This window comes from Amycolatopsis silviterrae, assembly GCF_042684085.1.
Lineage (GTDB): Bacteria > Actinomycetota > Actinomycetes > Mycobacteriales > Pseudonocardiaceae > Amycolatopsis > Amycolatopsis silviterrae.
Window position 1 is genome coordinate 220,573 of the sequence record NZ_JBHUKS010000006.1, and the last position, 18,328, is coordinate 238,900.

The window sequence follows — 18,328 nt, forward strand, 5'->3', positions numbered from 1 at the left end:
TTCCTCGTAGTTTCGCCCGAAACCTGGTATCTATTCGGTTTGTTCGCTGCGGGCGTGTGGGGCCGCCTGTCATTGCGGGGACTAGAGGGGAACTGCGAAGTGAAGCTGGCGCCGAGTGGTGTCGTAAGAACGCGTATCGGTCTGGTAATGGCCACGGTGGCGGTGCTGGCGGCGGGGGTGTGCAGCGCGCCGGGCGTGGCTGTGGCTGCTGCTGATGTGCCGCCTGCTGGGATGCCTGCGGGGTATGAGTCGCCGTTGCCGGCGGCGGACCGGGCGGGTGTGGTGCGGTTGATGACCGAGGGCGGTCCGGCGACGCGGCGGGCGGCGGAGGCGGCGTTGACTGGTTCGGACCAGGATCTGCGGGTGTTCCTGGACAGCGGTCAGGGTCCGGCGCTGGATGTGGACGTGACGTTCAACGTGGCGCGGATGATCGGTCTCGGGGGCCGGAAGCTCGGCGAGGCGGTGCAGAAGGCTCTGGACGGTTCGGTCGCGGAGCAGCGGCAGTTCTTGAAGTCGGGTTGGCAGGAGCCGTATACGGCTGATCAGCAGGTGAAGATCGGCACGATGCTGGGCGGGGACGGTCGCAGTCTGGAGAGTTCGGCGCAGAAGGCGTTGGACGCCAACACGTCCGCGGCGTTCCGGGATTTCCTCGCGAACGGGCAGTTCACCGCGCGGGAGGCTGATGACTGGATGCGGGTTTCGCGGATGCTCGGGGGCGGGGGCGCGAATCTGGAGCGGGCGGCGCAGGACGCGCTCGACGACGGGACGTGGCCGGTGATCCAGGACTTCCTGAACACCGGGCAGCAGGTGGCGCGGGCGCGGGACAAGGAAGCGGCCGACATCGCGGAGTTGACCGGGCAGGCGCAGCAGGCGGGCACGTGGGCGCAGGCGGAGACGAAGGCGGCGAACGAGGCCGCTGATTGGGCTGTCGCGGCGTCGCTGCGGGCGAAGCAGGCGGCGGAGACGGCTGCCCGGGAGACCGAGGCCGCTGGTCGTAACGCGGTGCAGGCGGGTTTGGCGGCCGGGCGGGCGGCGGATGCGGCGAGTGGTGCGGCTGCGGCGGCGCAGGCGGCGACGTCGGCGGCGAATGATGCGCATCAGGCGTCGCGGGTGGCGGCGTTGGCTGCGGCGTGGGCGGCGTCGGCGTCGGCTGCGGCGGGGACGGCGGCGTCGCGGGCGCATACGGCGGCTGCGGCGGCGGCGCGGGACGGCGGCAACGCCGCTGCGGCGCGCAAGGCCGCGGACACGGCGCGGGACGCGGCGCAGCGGGCGCAGTGGGCGGGCGAGGCGGCGGGTCATGCGGCGGAGGCGTCGGGGCAGGCGAAGAACGCCGCGCAGTCGGCGAAGTCGGCCGGTGTGAACGCGTCCGCCGCTGCGGGCGAGGCGGAGAAGGCGGGCCGGTTCGCCTCGGCGGCGGGTGCGGACGCGGGTGTCGCGAACAGGGCGGCGGGGCAGGCGCGCAGCGCGGCCGCGACCGCGTCGCGGGCTGCGGACAGTGCGGAGAATCTGGCGGGTCAGGCTGCGGTCGCGGCCGGTGAGGCGCGGCAGGCTGCTGATGCGGCGAAGGCGAATGCCGAGGCTGCTGCGCGTGCGGCGGACGAGGCCGCGGCGAGCGCGGGGCAGTCGCATGAGGCGGCGCGGTTGGCGCGGGCGCACGCGGACAACGCGATGCGGGCGGCGGAGGCGTCGACGGCGGCGGCGGAGCAGGCCAGCCGGGTGGAGGAGACCGCGCGCAAGGCCGAGGCCGACGAGCTGGCGGCCCGCACCCTTCGTGACCGTGAGGCCGCGAAGGCGCTGGCGGCGAAGGAGAAGGAGCAGCAGGCCCAGGCGACCTGGAACGCCGCGGAGCAGGATCGGCTCGACGCCGCGACCCGCCAGTTGCTGGACGAAGCGGCCGCGCCCGGCGCGCCGCAGGCTGAGGCGGTGGGGAAGGCCCGCAAGGCGATGGTCCGGCTGATTAGCACCGGCGGCCCGTGGACCCGTGATGCCGCCACGGCCGCGCTCGCCGGGAGCGAAGCCGACGTCGTCGAATACATTCGCGCGGGGCGCGCGACCGCGGCGGAGGCGGACGACCGGGCCCGTGTCGCGCACCTGTCCGCGACCGCCGCGAAACCGGCGATGAAGCAGGCCGCGGACGCCGCGCTGGCCGGGGACTGGGAGACGGTGAAACGGTTCCTGCGCGAGCAGGACTACTCCAGCCGCGACGCCGACAACAGCCTGCGGATCGCGCAGATGCTGGACAAGACCCGGCCCGCGTCCTACCGCGCCGCCCAAGCCGCCCTCGACGGCAGTGCCGCCGACCGGCAGGCGTTCCTGGAGACCGGCCAGTACACGGCTGCGGTCTCCGACGACGTCTTCCAGACCAGCCAAACGCTGGGTTCGGGCGGGGCGGAGTTGGAGGCGGCGGCGCAGACCGCGCTGGAGGGCCCGACCTGGCTCGCCCGCTCGTTCCTTGAGGTCGGGCAGCACCAGGCGCGGCAGCGCGACCAGTACACCGCCGCGCACGTCAACGCCATGCACGCGATGCTGGAACAGGCCCATCAGGCCGCCGCGCAGGCGCGTGCGGACGCGGCGAAGGCGGGCGAGTCGGCGGCGCGTGCCCTGGGTGCGGCGCAGGACGCCGACGCGTATGCCGCGTGGGCGGGGCAGTCCGCGGCCAAGGCCGGCGAATGGGCGAAGCAAGCCGAGGGGTCCGCGGACGCGGCCCAGCAGTCGTGCAACCAGGCCGCGCAGTCGGCGAAAACCGCCCGTGCGGCCTCCGCGTCGGCGAACCGGGACGCGAGCAAAGCCGCCGGATCCGCTAGGCAGGCCAACGCCTCCGCCGCCCGCGCCTCGGCCTCGGCCGGTAGTGCCAGCGCGGCCGCGGCCCAGGCCCGCAACAGCGCGCTCGCGGCGGGCAAGGACGCTGCTGCGGCGGCACAGGCCGCGACCGACGCCTACCGCGCCGCCGCCAGCAAACCGCAGCAGCCTGCTCCCGGGACCGCGCAGGACAACACCGGCTGGCGCGGCCACGACCCCCAAACGCTGGGCGGCGGCGCCACCAACGACGCCCTCAACAAGAACGGCGGATTCGGCAACCGCGGCGGCGGGGCCAGCGGCGGAGGCGACGACGCGCCGAACGGCTGCTCGAGTTCCCCCGACCGGTATTTCTGGGTCGGCGCCAACTTCAAGACGGCATGCGACGCCCACGACATGTGCTACAGCAAGGGCAGCCGCACCGACCGGAAAACCTGTGACGAGGCCCTGCTGGCGGACCTCCACAACGCCTGCAACGACGCATACATTTGGTTGAATCCGCACCGCTACATCTGCGGCGGTCCCATGGCCCTCACGTACTACGGATTCGTCCGCCAATTCGGGGACAGCCACTATGCGGGGAGCGGGAGTCGTGAATGAGGTCGCCGCGCCGCGGCGCGCAGACGTGAGAAGCGAGAAGCAGCCATGAGAACCACTGGCAAGGGGTTGACCGTCGCCGCGGTCTGGCTGATCGCCGTGGGCGCCGTACTGCTGGGCACGGGATTCGTTTTCGAACTCACGACCCCGCCCAACACCGGTGCCAACATCGGTGCCGCCGGCTGCTTTCTGCTCGGTCTGTTCGCCACCGGCGCGGGGCTGCTGCTCGGCATGGCGGCAGTGGTGGCCTGGCTGCTGGAGAGAAGGCGCGTTCAAAGCCCCGCTGTCGAACTCCTGGCCGGGGAGAAGCGCCGCAAGCGGTTGGCCTGGGCGTCGGCCTGGCTGATCACCGCCGCCGCCATCGTGCTGGGCTGGGGAACTCTCGTCTTCCACAGTCAACGTGCGCCCGTCGGCGTGGAGTCCGCGATCATCGGCGAGGAAAAGGCCTTTCCGATTTTCCTGACCGGCTTCTGCTTCGCCGGTGCCAGTTTGCTGGCCGCACTTCCGAGGTACTGGCGGTGGATACGGAGGAGCGATGTCTGACACTGGACAGGTCCGCTTGCCCGGCATCGCGGTCAGGGTGATCGTCGCCGGGGACGTGCTGCTCGGTACGGGAGCCCTCATGGCGATCGCCGAGCCGTCCGGGCCTGGCGTCAATTTCGGCGCGGGCGCGTTCTTTCTCCTCGGTCTGGGCGTGGCCGGGGCAGGCCTGCTGCTCGGCATCGCGGCAGCAGTGGTCTGGCTGCGAGGGAAGAAAGGCGACCGGCAGCCACCAGCCCCGCTCCTGCCCTGGCAAGAGCGGCTCAGGCGCTTGACCACCACCGCGATCGGCCTCTGCACCATCGGGGCGGTCGTGCTGGGCGCGGGCCCGCTCTTCTTCCGCGGGGCGCCCGGCACCGGCTTCGAAAGGGACATCCCGGTGTTCCTGGTCGGCATCGGCATTTCCGGTGCGGGCTTGCTGGCCGGAGTTCCGCCCGCGTTGTACTGGTGGTCGAAGCGGCGGGCCGGAGTCGGCCGATGACGTCCGTCCGCAGGAAGGACTCATGAGCACGGTCCGGCTCTTGACCACCATCGCGATCTGGCTCGTCGGCGTCGGCAACGTGCTGCTGGGCGCGGGGCTTCGTTGTTCGGACTGGGCTCCGGTATCGGGGGTCTGCTGATCGGCGGGGCGGCGGTGGTGGCGTGGCTGCGGGCCCGGAAGCGCGAGCCGCGCCCCGCCGTTTCCCCGCTGGCTTGGGAAAAACGCCTCAGGGGGTTGACCGTGGCCGCAGTAGGCCTGCTCGCCGCCGGGGCCGTCGTGGAAAGCTGGGGAGCCCTCATCTACGCCGCCGGACACATGGGCGGCGCCACCGAGAGTGCTCACGGGGTATTTCGCGTCGGCCTCGGCATCGCGGTCGCCGGTTTGCTGGCCGGAATCCCGCCCGCGTTGTACTGGTGGTCGCGCCGCCCCCTGAACGACCGCTAGGGGTGGAGCCCGAACCGTACTGCTCGGTATGTTTTGCCGGGTTTCGGGCGCGACGGCGGGGAGAGTTCGATGAAGGTCCTGTTCACCACGTTCGCGGCGAACGCGCACTTCTACAACCTGGTGCCGATGGCGTGGGCGCTGCGCGCGGCCGGGCATGACGTCCGCGTCGCCGCCCAGCCGGATCTCGCGGATTCGATCGTCCGGGCCGGACTGCCCGCGGTCGAGGTCGGCCCGGTGCTGGACCTGGGCGGGCGGAGCGGCAAGGTCCAGGAACGGCCGACCGGCAAGACGGTCTTCGACTACGAATTCGACATCACCGAGACCCGCGCGGAACGGCTGACCCCGGACTACGTCCGCGGCGTGTTCTCGACGTGGTGCTCGATCGCGCTGGACGAACTCTCCCAGGATGCGGCGCTCGACGACCTCGTCGGGTTCGCCCGGTCCTGGAAGCCGGATCTGGTCGTGTGGGACGCGTTGACGTACATGGGTCCGATCGCCGCGCGGGCCTGCGGTGCGGCGCATGTGCGGATGCTGTTCGGGCTTGACCACTGGGCCCGTATGCGCGGTCTGTTCACCGAGTTGTGCGGTGCCGGGGGTGCGGATCCGATGGCGGAGTGGTTGTCGGGCAAGCTGGAGCGGTACGGCTGCGTGTTTGATGAGGAGTTGGTTCTGGGGCAGCGGACGCTCGATCCGTTGCCGCCGTGGACTCGGTTCCCGGTCGGTGTGGACTATCTTCCGGTGCGGCATGTGCCGTACAACGGTCCGTCGACGGTGCCGTCGTGGCTGTCCGAGCCTCCTGCCCGGCGGCGGGTCTGCGTCACTCTGGGTATGTCGCGGCGCGATCTGTGGGGCGACGACCAGTTCTCGGCCGAGGACCTCTTCGCCGCGGTCGCTGACCTGGACATCGAGGTGATCGCGACCTTGACGGCCCGGCAGGCGGAGTCGGCTTCGGCGGTGCCGGAGAACGTGCGGCTGTTCGATTTCGTCCCGCTGGACGCGCTGCTGCCGACGTGTGCGGCGGTGATCCATCACGGCGGTGCGGGTACGCTCGGGAACGCGGTGGTGCACGGGGTGCCGCAGCTGGTGATCCCGGGAAATCTGTGGGACAAGGCCGGATTGGCGGACCTGCTGGCCGGGCAGGGAGCGGGTCTGGTGCTGGAACACGACCAGGTCACTGCCGAGCAATTGCGCACGCAGTTGCTGCGGTTGCTGGATGAGCCGTCGTTCGCCACGTCTGCGGAGAAGGCGCGGGCGCAGGTGCTGGAAGCCCCGGCACCGGCGGGGATCGTGCCGGAACTGGAACGGCTGGTGAGCGGGCAACCGTTCACGCCGGGGGCGGGAGCACGCTGATCTCGCGGCGCATCCAGTCGCGGAGAAACAATCGCACTGGAGCGGGCATATCGGCGCGTCGCACCGCGGTCATCGCCTCTGTGCTGCTTGCACTCCCGTCGCGGCGTCCCTCGATCAGCGTGCGGCACATTTCGTCGACAGCCGGAACCAAATCGGGCGTACCGTGGTCGGTTGTCATTTCCAGATACGGCAGCATGAGCAGCCAGCGCAGCGCCGATCCTTCGGCCTCCGTGCGTAGCCCGAAGTCGCGAAGCCACAGGTACGGCTGGTCGTCCTCGGCATGGTCTCGCCACCAGGAGGCGGAAGAGAACCAGGGCAGCGATGCGGCGACGATGTGCTCGCAGATCATTTCGGTGTCTTTGCGATCGACGTCCCAGCTTTTGATCCGGACGAGACGGGATTGCATGAAACTGAATACCGACCCGGTGAGAAAGTAGTCTCTGAGGTAGAGGACCTGTGGTCCGTGCAAGGCGATTGCGTCTTGGATCGTCTTGGCTCGGCCGTCGATGTACCAGCCGCACCGGTTCCGCCAGGATTGCAGTGCTTCCGCATGCGGTTCGGTCAGCTCGCGGTAGACGTCTGCCCACGTGTCGACCCGGTGTTTGTCCGCGTTCGTGAAATGCCTGGAGATGTTGCAGGCGATGAAGAACGCAATTGCGTCGCCCCGGTCGATGGCCGCGCCGAGTGTTTCCACGATGGTTCGCCGAATGACGGGGAGGTTGGCGGGCAGGCTGTCGTACATGACCGCGAGCAGGGCGTTGTCCACCGTCCGAAGGCCGTCATAGATGGCCGGGTGCATTCCGTAACGCAGGCGATCGGCCATGGTGGTGTTCAGGCAGGCGGCCAGGGCTTCCTTCGTGATGGCGCGCACCGTGTGGTGGCCGGGCTGGCAGAAGCCCAGCGTCCGGGCGAGGAAACTGCGGACGTGGGAGCCGTGTTCGGGGTGATCCGGCATTTTCGACAACGCGAACGCGACGAATGTGTCGGCGCCGTCCTCGGCGTTGCGGTCGAACAGCTGGATCGCGATCTGTCCGACCACCTCCCAGTCGCCCATCGAAATCCTCGGCAGCAGTTCGGCCCAGAGCCCGCTGATGTCGGCATGCTGGCGCACCAGGTGTTCGGCGGCGAAGTATTCGAGGAACGTGCGATGCGTGAATCCGTACCTCGGCTCGGTTTCGGTCGCGCCGACGTCGGTGAGGACCCAGGCGCGGCCGGTGCAGAACTGGATGAACTCCTCGGCCGTCTGCGCCGCGTCGTCCTCGTCGAAGTGCTTCGTCACCAGATAGTCGGAGAGAATGCGGACGATGCGCCGCCGGGTCAGGGCCCCGTCCGCCGGTGCGCTGACGAATTGCTTCCAGGCCAGGTGCTGGATGGCTCCCCGCAGCCTGCCCTGGAACTGGGTGGGTACCCCGATGCCGCGCATGGAGTCCCAGCGCTCGAAAAGCATGGTCGCGCATCGTTCGTAAACCTGCGCGAGATTGCGGGGAATGTAGCGGTCGCTTGAATACATGGCGCAAATCAGGGCCAGGATGAGGGAGTTGCGGCAGAGTTCCTTGACGTACTCGCTCTCGCTGGTGAACGACTGCGCCAATTGCCGCTGCTCGGCGGCCGACAAAGCCGGGTCCAGCGCGAACCATTTTTCCGCGTAGGCGGCGACCTCGTCGTCGGCCAGCTCGGTCACTACGCCGACCTGGAAGAGGTTGAGGCTCAACGGAGCCTCCGCGTAACCGATCTTCCGGGCGGTGACCAGCACGGGAACCAGCGGGTACCGGTTGACGAAGCCCTCGACCAGCTGTCCGACCCGCCGGCGAAGCTCCGGCTCGGCAAGCTCGTCGAGACCGTCCAGCACGACCACTGCTCTTCCGTTGCGCAGCAAGTAGTCCACCGCGTGTGCGGGCGGCTGGAGATTGTAGGGATCCTGGCACGCTTTTTCGAGGTAGCGCACCAGCTGTGCGCCGCCCCGCCGGAAGGAGCCGGCGAAACTGCGGAGCACGATCAGGAACGGGACCCGGCCCTCCGCACCGGGAAACCGGTCCGCGGCCACGTCACAGGCGAGTTTGGCGGCGAGGGTCGACTTCCCGGCTCCAGGATCGCCGAGGATCACCGTGCGGCGGCAAGGATGTGCCAGCTGGTCCAGCTTCGGGACGGGCTGACCGTCTTTCTCGCTGCAGAGACTGGGTTCCGTGTAGAGCTGTTCGTACGGGACTGACCGGCTGATCCCCAGATGAGGCAGCCGGATCTCGCTGTGCAGGGCGACGACCTGAGCACGCAGCTGCTCGGCGAACCGGTGGAACTCCGCGAGGCTTTCCACCTTCTGGAGCAGCCTGCTGTTGGCCGCCGCGGCCGCGCTCAACCGGCCGGCGACCGCCAGGGTGTTCGGATCGATGGCGGGGCCGACGCTCTGAATCGCGTCCTTGCCGGCGACGACCAGCGCCTCGAAGACGACATCGGCACACGAGGTCAGCAGTTCGGTGCGGATGCGGGCCGCGCGCCGGAGGCCCAGCCGCAGCTCGTCGCGGATGTCGACGGACAGCCGCTCCCACCGCACATCGCTGAGCTTCAGGCCGAGCACCAGCTGGAGGGCTATTTCTTCGAAGTCGGGAGAGCGCAGGTATTCGTCGAGCCGGAGCCGCTCGTCGTCGGAGAGGTCTTCGAGAAGCTGATCGGCGACCTGGCCGGCGGTGAGCGGGCGGGCCTGCGCTCGGGTTCTCCGCCGCTTGCGTTGTCCCAGCGCGGCGCTGAACAGCCGAGGCACCACCTTCTGCAGTGCTTGCTGAGCAGCCACCTCGATACCGGACATCGTGCCCCTCCCTAGCCGCGGACGCCGCACTCCTGCTGTCACATTCTCCGCCCCAGCCTCGTCCTGGAGTCATGAATCAGGGAAGCGAAGGGGACCGCGTCATGAAGTCCGTCATCGTGTGCACCTCCGTGTCGCACGGCAACACCAAGAGGATCGCCGACGTCATGGGCCAGGTCCTGGACGCCCCGGTCGCCGCTCCGGGGCAGGTCGGCCCGGCCGCGCTCGCCGGCTGCGATCTCGTGGGTTTCGGTTCGGGGATCTTCCTGGGGTCGTTTCACGCGCAGCTGCGCGAGTTCGTCCAGTCGCTGCCGCACGGACGGCGCGGCAAGGCGTTCGTCTTCGCCACCAGCGGTTTTCCCGAAGCCCGGTTCCAGCGGTTCTCCCGTCCGCTGGTACGGCTGCTGGAGGAGAAGGGTTTCGAGGTGGTCGACACCTTCTCGTGCCGCGCGTGGGACACCTACCTCCCGTTCAAACCGATCGGCGGCATCCGGAAGGGGCGGCCCGACGCTGCCGATCTGGCCGCGGCGCGCCTCTTCGCCGAAGGATTGCGCGCCTGACCCGCTGGATACGCGTGCAGGCCGCGCCCGGCCCAACCGGCCGGCGTCGATCCGGCCACCTGCGGAAGCGTGCTTCGACCCCCTCACCCGCTACGGACCTCTCGGACCCAACGACCCGGTCTTCCACCTCGCGCACGCCCGGGAAATTTCGTGGTCCTCGCGAGTAGATTGATTGTTGTCCCGGTCCACCGGGAACGACCCCATGAGATTGGGTCTGGTTTAGAGGGGAATCAGATGCACAAGGGTTTTGTCCTGTCCATCGGCCGCGCGGCCGTGGCGATCGGCACGGTCGCCGCGCTGGCGGCGTGTTCGTCGGAAGCCACCTCGGCGCCGCCGGAAACCGCCAGACCGGAGGCTTTCGGCGCCGCGGGGTACCGCGGCATCGCTCCGGGGATGGCCAAGGAAGCGGCGCTCGCCACCGGGAAACTCGCCACCGCCCCGGTGTCCGCGCTGGACGGCTGCACCGTTTTGAGCTGGCAGGGCGGCCCCGCGCCGGACCAGGCCCGGCTGGCGGCCGAGGCCGAGGCGGAGCGGAAAGCCACCGACCTCCACGCCAAGTCGGACGCGGCGGACCAGGAGGCGAAGCAGCGCACCGGCGGGTCGTCCGCCGCGGATTCGGCCAAAGCTGCCGCCAAGGACGCGGAGGCGGCCCAGCTGGCGGCAGACTCGGCGATGGCGGCCGCCGACCTGGCAGGCAAGCGAGAAGAGCGCGACAAGGCGTTCGCCGCGGCCGGCGGCGCTTCGTTCGGCAAGAACGGCTTGCACGAGCTGGGCGCGCCGCCCGGGGCCAAGACCGCGGAGGGCATCGGCGCCGGATCGTCGCTGGCCGACTTGCACAAGGCGTATGACGCACGCGGCCTGAAGCAGGGCAAGGCGGGACGGTTCGAGCTGCCCATCGCGGAAAAGCCGGGCTGGGTCTTGGCGTTCACTCCCACTGCCGATGGTGCCGCGGTCGGGGGAGTGGCGATCGTCGACAGCGTCACGAAGTGCCGTTGACGGAGCGCGGCGCGCGCTGAGTCCATTGTGGACGGATGAGGGCCTCCTTGTCGCCGTGGCAAGGAGGCCTTCTTCGCGCTCAGGTGTCGCGAAGGCCGGGTATGTCGATCTCGCGCTCCAGGGCCGGATACAGGACGGTGCCGTCCGGGTACAAAGGCAGGAGTTCCTTGAATTCCGGGCTGCCGAGCACTGCCCGCAGGTCGGCGACGGATTCCCAGACGGCCACGACGGTCACCACGCGGCTCTGCCCGATCCCGCGGAGGAGCTTCGCGGAGACGAACCCGGGCGCGACCTTGATCAGCTCGAAGCCCAGCCGCCACGCCTCCGCGAAAGGCTCGTACTGCCCGGCGGGCACGACGAAGGTGTTGATGACGGTGACCGGCCCGGGGTCCGGCTCCTCGAACTGCGCCGACCACGGCAGGTCCGGTTCGAAGTCTCTGATCTCGAGCACGCGCGTCCCTTCGGAGAAAGAAAGTTCCCGGGTCCGGTGGCCCACGCTAGCGAGGCGCCGCGAGTTTCGCCACGCCGCGGGCGTCGGTGCGGCGGGGCAGGGAGTGTTCGGACACGACGGCTGACCGGCCGTGCAGAATCCGTTTCGGGTGGTCTCCGCGGGGTCTCGTCCGCCGGTAGCCTGCGCTCATGATCAAGACGGCACCGCCGGGAGGGGCCCGGCCGCGCGGGCCAGGGCGGACGGCGGTGATCTGCGCCTCAGCCGTGCCCGGGGGCGCGGGGCCGGACCGCCTACCCGATCAGCGCCCGCGGTTCAAGAAGAATTCGCTGAGAAAAACTCGATGTGCTAATGCGGCAATCGGCGAGCGCAATTCTTCCCGGTCCGGGCAATGCGCCCCGCGCGTTCTTCGCCCGTCTCCGGCGGATCCGCCAGGTGTGCCCGTTCCTACGCGGTGGTGTGCCTCTCCTGCTCAATGATGGAGGCCTGGCAGGCGGAACGGGAATTGTGTCCTGTTGCGACCCGTTCGCAGAAGTGCTTGGCCGGTATGTTCGAAGCGGGAGAACCGATTCTTTGCGCAAGAAATAGTACTGGCCGCGTATCCCGCGCGGTCCATCGGCGCGGCCGCCGCACTCCTAACGAACCGCTCCGCAAGGCAGGGGGATCGTGCATGATCGAACGAGAGTCCGAACTCGCTGAATTGACCGAGGCTTTCGCCGAGTCCGCCACCGAGGGCGTGCGCGTCGTCGTGCTGAAGGGGGTTGCCGGGACCGGCAAGACAGCGCTGATCGACGAGTTCGACGGCCGGGCCCGCGGCCTCGGGGCGCGGCTGCTGCGCGCCAGCGGGGCGCCGACCGAATGCTCGTTTTCCCTGGGCATCGTGCGTCAATTGCTGGCTGGCGGGGTCTTCGACGGCGAGACGGCCGAGGTCGTCGGCGGCCTGCTCGACTACCAGCTGCTCGCCGACGCGGCGTCCGACGGGGTGAGCCGCTCCCGGGTGCTCGACGGGCTGGCGGCGGCGGTGCTGGACCTGGCCCGCCGGCATCCGGTGGTGATCGCCATCGACGACGCGCAGTACATCGACGCGTTCTCCCAGGAATGGCTCATCTATCTGATCCGCCGTGCCAGCCAGGCCCGGATCCTGATCGTCCTCGGCTGGCGCGACGACACCGAAACGTGCCCGAGCAGCCCCCGGGTGTTCTGCGCAGAGTTCTACCAGCAGCCCTACTTCCGGCTGCGGCTGCTGGCCCCGCTGTCGCCGGGCGGCGTCGCCGAGCTGATCACCGAACGGCTTCCCGAGCCCGCCGCGCCGGACCTGGCCGCGAAGGCATACCGGCTCACCGGCGGGAATCCGCTGCTCCTGCACGCGTTGCTGGAGGACAGCCGGGCGTCCGCGGGCGGTGACGGCCCGCGCGCCAGCCTGGACACCGGGCCCGAGTTCGAGCGGGCGGTCCAGCGCGTCCTGCACCGGTGCGATCCGGTGACGCTGCGGGTCGCGGGCGCGATCTCGGTGACCGGCGAGCCGTCGCGGTTCGCGTTGCTCGGCGGGCTGGCCGGAGCCGAGCCGGACCGGGTCGACGCGGCGGTGCGGGTGCTGACCCGGATCGGGCTGGTGGAAGCCGGGCGGATGCGGCATCCGGTCATCGCCGGCGCCGTGCTCGCCACTTTCTCCGCCGCTGACCGGTCCGAGCTGCGCCGGCGCGCGGCGGAGCTGCTCAAGGCCTGCGGCGCGGACTCCCTGACGATCGCGGAGCACTTCGTCGCCTCCGGCCGGCTCGACGACCCGTCGGCCGTGCCGAACCTGGTCGAGGGGGCGCAGCAGGCGCTGGAGGAGGGCTACCCGCGCCGGGCCGCGGAGCTGCTGCGGCTGGCGTACCAGGCGGACACCGACGTCCAGCGCCGGACGGAGACCCTGGCCTTGCTGCTGCGGGCCGAGTGGCGGGTCGACCTCGGCGCCTCGGCCGGCCATCTGTCCGCGCTGACCGACGCGATGCTGAGCGGACGGCTGCGGGGCGCGCACGCGACCATGCCGTTGATCATCATGCTGCTCCAGGGCCGGGTGGCCGACGCGTGCACCGTGCTCTCCCGGATGGAGGCCGAGTCGCCGCCGGGCTCCCGTCCGTCGTGGGAGTTCGAGACGATGCAGACGTGGCTGGCCGAACTGTATCCGGGCGTCGTCCGGCGGGCGGCCGGCACGCCCGCCAGACCGCCGGGCGCCATCGGCTACCGGCTGCTCGAACACTTCCAGAGCACCCACCACCAAGGGGCGACCGCGGAACGCCTGGTGCAGGCGGACGAGGCGCTGTGGCAGCAGCCGCTGACCGAGGCCAACCTGCTGCCGCTCGTTCTCGCGCTCTGCACGATGGTTTACGCCGAGCGGCTGGAGGAAGCGGAACGGCGGTGCCAGGGGCTGATGCTGACCTGCCTCGAACTCCAGGCGCCCACCTGGCACGCGCTGTTCTGCGCGATCGCGGCGGAAATCGCCTTGCGCGGCGGTTCGCTCGGCGTCGCGGCGACCCGGGCGGCGGCCGCGCTCGAACTCATCCCGGCCGCCGATGCGGGCGTGCTGGCCGGCGTTCCGCTGAGCACTCTGCTGACGGCGCAAACGCTGCAGGGCGAAACCGAAGAAGCGGCGCGCACGCTCGCCGTGCCGGTGCCGGACGTGATGTTCGAGACGCCGTTCGGCCTGTTCTATCTGCTGGCGCGCGGCCGGCACTACGTCGAGCGCGGGCTCGCGCAGGTGGCTCTCGACGACTTCCAGGCCGTCGGCGACCTGCTCGACCAGTGGGGGATGGCGGAGACCGGGGCGTTCCCGTGGCGCACCGAGATGGCCGCCGCCTACCTCCAGCTCGGGGACCGCGAGGCGGCTGCCCGCCATGCGCGCGAACAACTTCGCCTGCTTGGCCAAGGCGGCCCGCTGCGAGTGCGCGGGCGCACCCTGCAGTTGCTGGCGGCGACGCGCGAACTGCGCGCCCGGCCGCCGGTGCTGCGCGAGGCGGTGGACGTCCTGCACCGAAGCGGGGACAAGTTCGAGCTGGCGAGCGCGCTCGCCGCCCTGCACGACGCGTACACCCGGCTCGGCGAGGCCGGCCGGGCGCGGTCGGTGGCGCGCAAGGTCAACAGCATCAAGCAGGCGTTCTTCGGGGAACAATCTGCCCGGCGGGCCGGTGCTTCGGACGTGCTGGAGGAGTCGGAGGTCGACCTGCTGATGCTCAGCGACGCGGAGCGGCGGGTCGCGAAGTTCGCGGTGAAAGGCATGACCAATCGGGAGATCGCCGGTCGGCTGTATCTCACCACGAGCACGATCGAGCAGCACTTGACGCGGATCTACCGGAAGCTCGGGGTGAGTTCGCGGGTGCAGCTGTTGTCGCGGCTCGGGCCCCAGTCGGCGCTTCCGCGCCCGGCGGGCGAGGCCTCCGCGTAAACACCAGCGCTGGCAACGAAAAGCGCGTCCTGCCGGGCCAGCCGGCAGGACGCGCTGTGGAAAAGCTCAGTCGCGGTGCGCGGTGTCCAGCGCCTTGTCGCGCCAGGGAGCGATCTGCTTCGCAACCATCGCGTTCTTGGCCTCAAGCCGCTCGTAAGCATCGCTGCCCACCAGCAGATGCGAGGGCAGCATCTCGCCGTCGGTCACCTCGACGATCAGTGCCGCGCCCTTGACCGGATCCCCGGGCTGTGCGTGATTCGCCGCATCGATCCCGTCGCGCACAAGGTGGGCGGGGGTGCCGTCGTAGGCCGCCAGGCGCGTCGCGGAGATCGACAGCGAGCTGGCGTCGAAGAGGTCGGTGCGGAACGCCCCGGGCTCGACGACCATGCTCTGGATCCCGAACGCGGCCACCTCGGCGGCGAGGGCTTCGCTGATGCCAGCGACCGCGAACTTAGTGGCGCTGTACAGGCCCACCCCCGGCTCGCCCTCGAACCCCGCCCGCGAACCGATGTGCACGATCTTGCCGCGGCCGACGGCGCGCATGACCGGCAGGACCGCGCGCGTCACATTGATCAGCCCGAAGACGTTGACGTCGAACAGCGACTTGGCCTCGGCGTCGGTGACCTCTTCCAGCGCACCGGCCAGCACCCGGCCCGCATTGTTGATCAGCACGTCGATCGTGCCGAACCGGTCGACGGCCTGCGCCACGGCCCGGTCGATCTGGGCCTGGTCGGTGACGTCGAGGGCGACCGGAAGGCAGCGTTCGCCGCGCAGGTCGCCGGGCAGCGCGCCGACCCGGCGGGCGCCGACGGCGACGTCGTGTCCCGCTTTCAAGGCGTGCCGGGCGATCTCGGCGCCCAGCCCCCGGGCGGCTCCGGTGATGAACCATGTCGCCATGACGGAAACGTCTCCTTCTGCCGGCATCGGTGCTTACGGCTATCCCACCACGCATTCCCGGTCCCGGCCGCAATTTCGCGCGGATCGCGACCCCAGGATTCCGGGCATAAAACCCCAGAAATGCCGGGGCAGAATTAGGGGGGCGCCGAGCGGTCCGGAGAGGGTGCTGACCGGGCCGGAGGTGGACTACGTTGGGCCGCAGCCAGCCTGCTGGAGGTAAATTCATGGCTAATGCCGGGCACGCGCCGATCCTGATCCTTTTTCCGTCCGCGCCGAATGCGCCGCTCGAGCGAACCTCAGGCGCCGAGTCCTTCGCGGTGCTCGCATGACCAGCCTGCGCTTCGGCGCGTTCCTGCCGCCGATCCACCCGCTGGGCGAGAGCCCGACGTGGTGGCTGCGCCGCGACCTCGACCTGATGGCGCACCTCGACCGGCTGGGCTTCGACGAGGCGTGGATCGGGGAGCACCATTCGACCGGCCGGGACATCATCGCCTCGCCCGAGATCTTCATCGCGGCGGCCGCGGAGCGGACCACCCGGATCCGTCTCGGGACCGGCATGACCACGCTCCCGTACCACCATCCGCTGTGGACGGCCGACCGGATGGTGATGCTCGACCACCTCACGCGCGGCCGGGTGATGTTCGGGGTCGGCCCCGGCTCGCTGCCCGCCGACGCGGCGATGATCGGCCTGACTCCCACCGAAAGCCGCGAACTGCTCGAGACCCATCTCGACGTCGTCCAGCGGCTGCTGGCCGGCGAGTCGGTCACCGCGAAGGTCGGGGCCCACACGCTGGTCGACGCGACGCTGCAGATGCGCCCGTACACCGAGCCGTGCTTCGAGATCGCGGTGGCCGCGACGGCGTCGCCGACCGGCGCGCGCCTGGCCGGAAGCCGTGGCGTGAGCCTGATTTCGCTCGGCGCGACGATGACCCAGGACGGCTTCGACGCGCTGGGCTACCACTGGGGGATCGCCGTCGAGCGCGCCGCCAGCGCGGGACGGCCGGAGCCGGACCGCTCGACCTGGCGGCTGGTCACCGAGGTGCACGTCGCCGAGACCCGGGAGCAGGCGTACCGCGACGTCGAGTTCGGGCTGAAGGAGTGGCTGGGGCACCTGAACGAGAACGCGGCCGTGCCCGGGCTCGCACTGCCCGAGGGCAGCACGCGGGAGCTGGTCGAGTTCGTCAACAGTTCGGGCCTGGGCGCGATCGGCACCGCCGAGGACGTCCGCCGCCAGATCCAGCGGATGGTCGACCAGTCCGGCGGGTTCGGCACGGTGCTGCTGCTGGCGCACGACTGGGCCGACCCGGCGGCGTCGTGGCGCTCGTGGGAGCTGATCGCCCGTCAGGTCGCCCCGCATTTCCAGGGCGCGGGGAAGACGCACGCCCAGTCGTCCCTCGACGCCCGCGCCCGGATTCTCGCGCGGCGCGAGGAAGCGACCGTCGCGGCCGGCGCGGCGCTCGAGCACATGAACCGCAAGTACGCCGACGAGGTGGCCGGCCGAGCCTGACCGGCCGGTCGGGAAACGCTTGCCCGCGCCCGGATTTCGGCGCCGATCAGCCAACAGGAGAGTGCGGCCATGGGCCTTGAAGTGAGCTGCCCGATGTGCGGAGGCCTCATCGAGGCAGCGGGCAAGGACGACCTGATCCGCTTGGCCCAGTTGCACACGCGCGACGCCCACCGCTACGACGTTCCCGCCGAACACGTTGTGGCCGCGATGACACCCGGCGAGGCCGATCCCGGCCGGGGAGAGGACCTTCGATGAACCCTGCAGTGGCGGACTGTCCCGCCGTCGACTTCGACATGCTCGACCCTGCCTTCGCGCAGGATCCCTACGACACCATGGACTCCTGGCGCGCGATGGGGCCGGTCGTCTACAACTCGCATCACGACCAGTACATGATCACGTCGCATCACAACTGTGTGCGAGTGCTGGGCGACACCAGCCACTTCAACTCCGCGAAAGTGCTCGCGGAGATGGAAAAAGCCTTCGGCGGGCCGACTTTCCTCGGCACGGACGGGCACCGGCACCAGACGGTCCGCGAAATCTGGGCACCGGGATTCGAGCGCAAGGCCGTCGAGGCCGACTGGACCGCGCGGATCCAGCGCATCGTGGACGTTTATGTGGACGAATTCGTCGAACGCCTTCGATCCGGCGAATCTCTCGACGCACTCGCCGGGATGACGCGGATTATCCCCACTGTGGTCACCGCTCAATTGCTGGGCGTCGAAGAGGATGTGTACCAAGACTTCATCAAGTGGAGCGACGCGACAGCGGCGGTTCTCGGCGCCCGGCTGGACCCGACTCCGCGTGGTCAGGAGATTATCGCCGAGGGTGCCGCCGCGGCGGCCGCGTTGAATTCGTACATCGGCGGCCTCATCGAAAAGCAGCGTGCGCAGGGGTCGTCGGACGGAACGCTGATGGCCCAGATGGTGTACGACGATTTCGCGTCGTCCATGCCGGACCGGGAAATCATCGCGAACGGGACGATGCTGACGGTCGCGGCGAACGAGAGCACGGCGCAGGTGATGGCGATGGCCCTGTACGCGCTGGCGCTTCATCCCGACCAGCGTCGCGCGCTGGTGGCCGACCGGTCGCTGGTCGCGCCCGCGATCGAGGAGGTCCACCGCTGGTCGACGCTCACGCAGCTGGTTTTGCGCCATGCCTGCAGCGATGAGTCGCAGGTCGAGGGCATTACGATTCCCGAAGGCGCGGCGGTCGTGTCTCTTCTGGGGTGCGCGAACCGCGATCCCGCTCGCTGGAAGGACCCGCATTCCTTCGACATCTCCCGTCCCCGCAAGGCGCATATCGGCTTCGGTTTCGGGCCGCACATCTGCCTGGGAATCCACCTGGCCCGGCTGGAGATGGGCGTCTGGCTGAACCGGCTGCTGGACAAACTGCCGGAGTACGAGCTGGCCGGCGAGATCAAATTCGGCTCCGACTTCACGCTGCGCGGAGTTCTGGGCGTCCCGATCGCCGCGGCCTGACCGAGCATCTACC

14 protein-coding genes are annotated in these 18,328 nt (G+C 70.0%); 11 read left to right on the plus strand and 3 right to left on the minus strand.

The window, feature by feature from the left end; genetic code table 11:
• The first annotated feature begins 147 nt into the window (after positions 1–147).
• The 5 genes from ACFSVL_RS10225 to ACFSVL_RS10245 all read left to right on the plus strand — a co-directional run bounded on the left by ACFSVL_RS10225 (position 148) and on the right by ACFSVL_RS10245 (position 6,208).
• Positions 148–3,396 carry a chemotaxis protein gene (locus tag ACFSVL_RS10225; protein WP_378302795.1) on the plus strand — a complete coding sequence of 1,083 codons (3,249 nt, stop codon included), beginning with the start codon at positions 148–150 and terminating at the stop codon, positions 3,394–3,396.
• A 66-nt stretch (positions 3,397–3,462) separates the two neighbouring features.
• Complete coding sequence (locus tag ACFSVL_RS10230; protein WP_378302797.1) at positions 3,463–3,936, plus strand: hypothetical protein; 474 nt, start codon at positions 3,463–3,465, stop codon at positions 3,934–3,936.
• The gene (locus ACFSVL_RS10235; RefSeq protein ID WP_378302799.1) at positions 3,929–4,414 is read left to right on the plus strand and encodes a hypothetical protein; all 486 of its coding nucleotides are present in this window, start codon (positions 3,929–3,931) and stop codon (positions 4,412–4,414) included. Before ACFSVL_RS10230 ends, ACFSVL_RS10235 begins: the two co-directional genes overlap by 8 nt.
• Positions 4,415–4,654: 240 nt before the next feature.
• Positions 4,655–4,858, plus strand: coding sequence for a hypothetical protein (locus ACFSVL_RS10240; RefSeq protein WP_378302801.1), 204 nt, complete (start codon positions 4,655–4,657; stop codon positions 4,856–4,858).
• A gap of 69 nt (positions 4,859–4,927) precedes the next feature.
• Entirely contained in the window at positions 4,928–6,208 is a 1,281-nt protein-coding gene (locus ACFSVL_RS10245) for an activator-dependent family glycosyltransferase (RefSeq protein ID WP_378302803.1), read from the plus strand.
• Here the strand turns inward: ACFSVL_RS10245 and ACFSVL_RS10250 are convergent.
• A complete protein-coding gene (locus ACFSVL_RS10250; protein ID WP_378302805.1) occupies positions 6,183–9,008 on the minus strand; it encodes an NACHT domain-containing protein in 2,826 nt (941 codons plus the stop codon). The two genes, ACFSVL_RS10245 and ACFSVL_RS10250, sit on opposite strands and share 26 nt — an antisense overlap.
• 101 nt (positions 9,009–9,109) lie before the next feature.
• On the opposite strand from ACFSVL_RS10250, the gene ACFSVL_RS10255 reads away from it, so the two are divergent.
• Positions 9,110–9,565: a flavodoxin family protein gene (locus ACFSVL_RS10255; RefSeq protein WP_378302807.1), complete on the plus strand. Its 456-nt coding sequence runs from the start codon at positions 9,110–9,112 to the stop codon at positions 9,563–9,565.
• 234 nt (positions 9,566–9,799) lie between these two features.
• Positions 9,800–10,561 carry a hypothetical protein gene (locus tag ACFSVL_RS10260; protein ID WP_378302809.1) on the plus strand — a complete coding sequence of 254 codons (762 nt, stop codon included), beginning with the start codon at positions 9,800–9,802 and terminating at the stop codon, positions 10,559–10,561.
• A 79-nt stretch (positions 10,562–10,640) separates the two neighbouring features.
• Here ACFSVL_RS10260 and ACFSVL_RS10265 read toward each other — a convergent pair whose 3' ends face one another.
• Entirely contained in the window at positions 10,641–11,012 is a 372-nt protein-coding gene (locus ACFSVL_RS10265) for an antibiotic biosynthesis monooxygenase family protein (RefSeq protein WP_378302811.1), read from the minus strand.
• Between the two features lie 667 nt (positions 11,013–11,679).
• Between ACFSVL_RS10265 and ACFSVL_RS10270 the strand changes: the two genes are divergently transcribed.
• Positions 11,680–14,433, plus strand: coding sequence for a helix-turn-helix transcriptional regulator (locus ACFSVL_RS10270; RefSeq protein ID WP_378302813.1), 2,754 nt, complete (start codon positions 11,680–11,682; stop codon positions 14,431–14,433).
• A gap of 66 nt (positions 14,434–14,499) precedes the next feature.
• Here the strand turns inward: ACFSVL_RS10270 and ACFSVL_RS10275 are convergent, their stop codons facing one another.
• On the minus strand, positions 14,500–15,330 hold the full coding sequence (locus tag ACFSVL_RS10275; RefSeq protein ID WP_378302815.1) for an SDR family NAD(P)-dependent oxidoreductase: 831 nt from the start codon (positions 15,328–15,330) through the stop codon (positions 14,500–14,502).
• Positions 15,331–15,655: 325 nt separating this feature from the next.
• Between ACFSVL_RS10275 and ACFSVL_RS10280 the strand changes: the two genes are divergently transcribed.
• The 3 genes from ACFSVL_RS10280 (at position 15,656) to ACFSVL_RS10290 (ending at position 18,315) form a co-directional block, all read left to right on the plus strand.
• Positions 15,656–16,837, plus strand: a complete 1,182-nt coding sequence (locus ACFSVL_RS10280; RefSeq protein ID WP_378302817.1) for an LLM class flavin-dependent oxidoreductase — start codon at positions 15,656–15,658, stop codon at positions 16,835–16,837.
• 69 nt (positions 16,838–16,906) lie between these two features.
• Complete coding sequence (locus ACFSVL_RS10285; protein WP_378302819.1) at positions 16,907–17,092, plus strand: hypothetical protein; 186 nt, start codon at positions 16,907–16,909, stop codon at positions 17,090–17,092.
• Positions 17,089–18,315: a cytochrome P450 gene (locus tag ACFSVL_RS10290; RefSeq protein ID WP_378302821.1), complete on the plus strand. Its 1,227-nt coding sequence runs from the start codon at positions 17,089–17,091 to the stop codon at positions 18,313–18,315. Before ACFSVL_RS10285 ends, ACFSVL_RS10290 begins: the two co-directional genes overlap by 4 nt.
• Positions 18,316–18,328 lie beyond the last annotated feature (13 nt).

Coding starts and splice junctions, on each gene's coding strand:
- ACFSVL_RS10225 (WP_378302795.1), top strand. CDS start 148: ATGGCCACGGTGGCGGTGCTGGCGGCGGGGGTGTGCAGCGCGCCGGGC.
- ACFSVL_RS10235 (WP_378302799.1), top strand. CDS start 3,929: ATGTCTGACACTGGACAGGTCCGCTTGCCCGGCATCGCGGTCAGGGTG.
- ACFSVL_RS10245 (WP_378302803.1), top strand. CDS start 4,928: ATGAAGGTCCTGTTCACCACGTTCGCGGCGAACGCGCACTTCTACAAC.
- ACFSVL_RS10250 (WP_378302805.1), bottom strand. CDS start 9,008: ATGTCCGGTATCGAGGTGGCTGCTCAGCAAGCACTGCAGAAGGTGGTG.
- ACFSVL_RS10255 (WP_378302807.1), top strand. CDS start 9,110: ATGAAGTCCGTCATCGTGTGCACCTCCGTGTCGCACGGCAACACCAAG.
- ACFSVL_RS10260 (WP_378302809.1), top strand. CDS start 9,800: ATGCACAAGGGTTTTGTCCTGTCCATCGGCCGCGCGGCCGTGGCGATC.
- ACFSVL_RS10270 (WP_378302813.1), top strand. CDS start 11,680: ATGATCGAACGAGAGTCCGAACTCGCTGAATTGACCGAGGCTTTCGCC.
- ACFSVL_RS10275 (WP_378302815.1), bottom strand. CDS start 15,330: ATGGCGACATGGTTCATCACCGGAGCCGCCCGGGGGCTGGGCGCCGAG.
- ACFSVL_RS10280 (WP_378302817.1), top strand. CDS start 15,656: ATGACCAGCCTGCGCTTCGGCGCGTTCCTGCCGCCGATCCACCCGCTG.
- ACFSVL_RS10285 (WP_378302819.1), top strand. CDS start 16,907: ATGGGCCTTGAAGTGAGCTGCCCGATGTGCGGAGGCCTCATCGAGGCA.
- ACFSVL_RS10290 (WP_378302821.1), top strand. CDS start 17,089: ATGAACCCTGCAGTGGCGGACTGTCCCGCCGTCGACTTCGACATGCTC.